Origin of the sequence: Mycobacterium sp. E2327 (assembly GCF_001672675.1) — a bacterium.
Classification (GTDB): domain Bacteria; phylum Actinomycetota; class Actinomycetes; order Mycobacteriales; family Mycobacteriaceae; genus Mycobacterium.
The window spans coordinates 1-2,806 of the sequence record NZ_LZKE01000134.1; the positions used below are offsets into that span (position 1 = coordinate 1).

At 70.3% G+C, this 2,806-nt stretch carries 3 protein-coding genes; all 3 read right to left on the reverse strand.

The window, feature by feature from the left end; translation table 11 throughout:
* Positions 1 to 1,413, reverse strand: a 1,413-nt coding sequence (locus A5712_RS16030; protein ID WP_369830398.1) for a fumarate reductase/succinate dehydrogenase flavoprotein subunit, incomplete at its 3' end; no start/stop codon positions are given.
* Positions 1,413 to 2,162, reverse strand: coding sequence for an ABC transporter ATP-binding protein (locus A5712_RS16035; RefSeq protein ID WP_068106987.1), 750 nt, complete (start codon positions 2,160 to 2,162; stop codon positions 1,413 to 1,415). The genes A5712_RS16030 and A5712_RS16035, both read right to left, overlap by 1 nt.
* A partial coding sequence (locus A5712_RS16040; RefSeq protein WP_068106988.1) for an ABC transporter permease occupies positions 2,159 to 2,806 on the reverse strand: 648 nt, incomplete at its 5' end. The genes A5712_RS16040 and A5712_RS16035, both read right to left, overlap by 4 nt.

The following is a 2,806-nucleotide window of genomic DNA, read 5'->3' on the forward strand; positions in this document are numbered from 1 at the left end:
GGTGCGGACGGCGATGGACAGCTTGGCCGCCGTCTTCGGTGGCGCCACATAGTCGTTGACGAAGCGTCGCAGCTTGTATTCGACCTGCGGCTGCGGCGGCCCGTCCGGGTGCCGCAGCGGTGAGTAGATCAGCTCGTGCGCGGCGCGCAGCTGGTCGTCCGGGAGCGCCTGTGGGGCAACGACATCGGGCAGCGACTTGGCGGCGTCGGTGCCGGCGAGGTCACCGAACACGAATGCCCCGATCATGTAGTTGTGCGGGACGCAGGCCAGGTCCCCCGCCGCGTACAGACCCGGCACCGTGGTGCGGGCGTGCTCGTCGACCCACACCCCGGAGGCGGAATGGCCGCCGCACAAGCCGATCTCGGAGATGTGCATCTCGATGTCGTGGGTGCGGTAGTCGTGGCCGCGGTTGGCGTGGAAGGTGCCGCGGGTCGGGCGTTCGGTGGTATGCAGGATGTTTTCCAGCGCGGTCAGCGTCTCGTCGGGCAGGTGCGACACCTTGAGATAGATGGGCCCGCGCGCGGAGTCGATCTCGCTTTTCACCTCGGCCATCATCTGCCCCGACCAGTAGTCGGAGTCGACGAACCGCTCGCCGTGGGCGTTGACCTGGTAGCCGCCGAACGGGTTGGCCACGTAGGCGCAGGCCGGCCCGTTGTAGTCCTTGATCAGCGGATTGACTTGGAAACACTCGATTCCCGACAGCTCCGCGCCCGCGTGGTAGGCCATCGCGTACCCGTCGCCGGCGTTGGTCGGGTTCTCGTACGTGCCGTACAGGTAGCCCGACGCGGGCAGGCCGAGGCGCCCGCACGCCCCGGTGGCCAAGATGACCGCCTTGGCGCCGACGGCGACGAACTCGCCGGTGCGCGTGTTGAACGCGGCGGCACCCACCGCCCGGCCTCCGTCGGTCAGCACCCGGACCGGCATCAGCCGGTTCTCGATGCGGATCCGCTCGCGCATGGACTTCTGCCGCAGCACCCGATAGAGCGCCTTCTTGACGTCCTTGCCCTCCGGCATGGGCAGCACGTAGGAGCCCGAGCGGTGCACCCGGCGCACCGCGTACTCGCCGTGCTCGTCCTTCTCGAACTTCACCCCGTAGCGCTCCAGCCGCTGCACCATCGCGAAACCGCGGGAGGCGGTCTGATAAATGGTGCGCTGGTTGACGATTCCGTCGTTGGCGCGGGTGATCTCCGCGACGTAGTCCTCGGGTTCGGCCTTGCCGGGGATGACGGCGTTGTTCACACCGTCCATGCCCATCGCCAGCGCACCGGAGTGCCGGACGTGAGCCTTCTCCAACAGCAGCACCTGAGCGCCGTGCTCGGCGGCGGACAGGGCCGCCATGGTGCCGGCGGTGCCTCCGCCGATGACCAGCACATCGCAGTCCAGACGCACCGGCGTCAGATCCGGGACATCCATCATGCCGCCACCGAATGGTCAAGTGCCGCAATGATATCGGCGCGCAGTTCCGGACGCGGCCGGTCCACGCGGGGATCCGGCACGTCGAGCACCGCGCGCACCGGCTCGCCGGCCTTGCCCAGCACGACGATCCGGTCCCCCAGCGTCAGCGCCTCGTCGACGTCGTGGGTGACGAAGACGATCGTGGTCGGATGGGTGCGCCAGGTGTCGACGAGCAGGCGCTGCATGGCGGCGCGGGTCTGGGTGTCCAGCGCCCCGAACGGCTCGTCCATCATCACCGCGCGCGGCGCCCCGGCCAGGCCGCGGGCCAGCTGGACGCGCTGGCGCATCCCGCCGGACAGGCTCTTGGGCAGGTAGTTGCCGAAGCCGGTGAGCCCCAGCTCGTCGATCCAGCGCTCGGCCGCCGCGCGCCGGGTGGCGCGGGGCTCGCCGCGCAGCCGCAGCGCTAACTCGATGTTGGACCGCACAGTGCGCCAGGGCAGCAGCGCGTTGTCCTGGAAGACCATGCCGCGGTCGCCCGAGGTGGCGGTAACCGGCGCGCCGTCGGCGAGCACCCGGCCGTCGCCGGGCGCTAGCAAGCCGGCCAGCGCCCGCAGCACCGTCGACTTGCCGCAGCCCGACGGCCCGGTGAGCACCAGGATCTCTCCCGGCCGCACCGTGAGGCTCAGCTCGTCGATGACGGGAGAACCGGTGTAGGACAACCGGACTCGGTCCAGTTCGAGGCTCATGCCCCGGTTTTCGGAGGTCATCGCGCCTCCTCCTGTGCGCGCGGCAGCCACCGCGTCACCCGGCGGCCCACCACTTCCACGGCGGCCGCCGTCGCGAAGCCGAGCACGCCGATGGTGATGATGCCGACGAACACCTGGGGGTAGGCCAGTACGGTGTAGTCCTGCCAGGTGCGGTAACCGACGCCGAGCCGACCGGAGATCATCTCGGCGGAGATCACGCAGATCCACGCCACCCCCATGCCGACCGAGAGCCCGCCGAACACGCCCGGCAGGATGCCCGGTAACACCACCTGGCTCAGCACCTCCCACCGGCCGCCGCCCAGCGTGCGCACCGAGTCCTCCCACAGCGTGGGCAGCGCGCGCACCGCGTGCCGGGTGCTGACCATGATCGGGAAGTAGGCGGCGAGGAAGGTGATGAACACGATCCCGGCCTCGTCGGTGGGGAACAGCAGGATCGCCACCGGCACCAGCGCGATGGCCGGGACGGGCCTGGCCAGCTCCGTCAGCGGGCCGAACACGTCAGCGAAAAGCCGGGAGCGGCCCAGCAGTACCCCGGTCGCCACCCCGATCACGGCGGCCAGCCCGAACCCGGTGAGGATCCGCAGCAGCGACTGCGCCAGGTCGAGCCAGTACTCGTAGGCGCCCAGCCGGCGGTGCAGCGCGGT

Excerpts from the sequence above, each read along its gene's own strand:
- A5712_RS16035 (WP_068106987.1), bottom strand. The coding sequence starts at position 2,162 with ATGACCTCCGAAAACCGGGGCATGAGCCTCGAACTGGACCGAGTCCGG.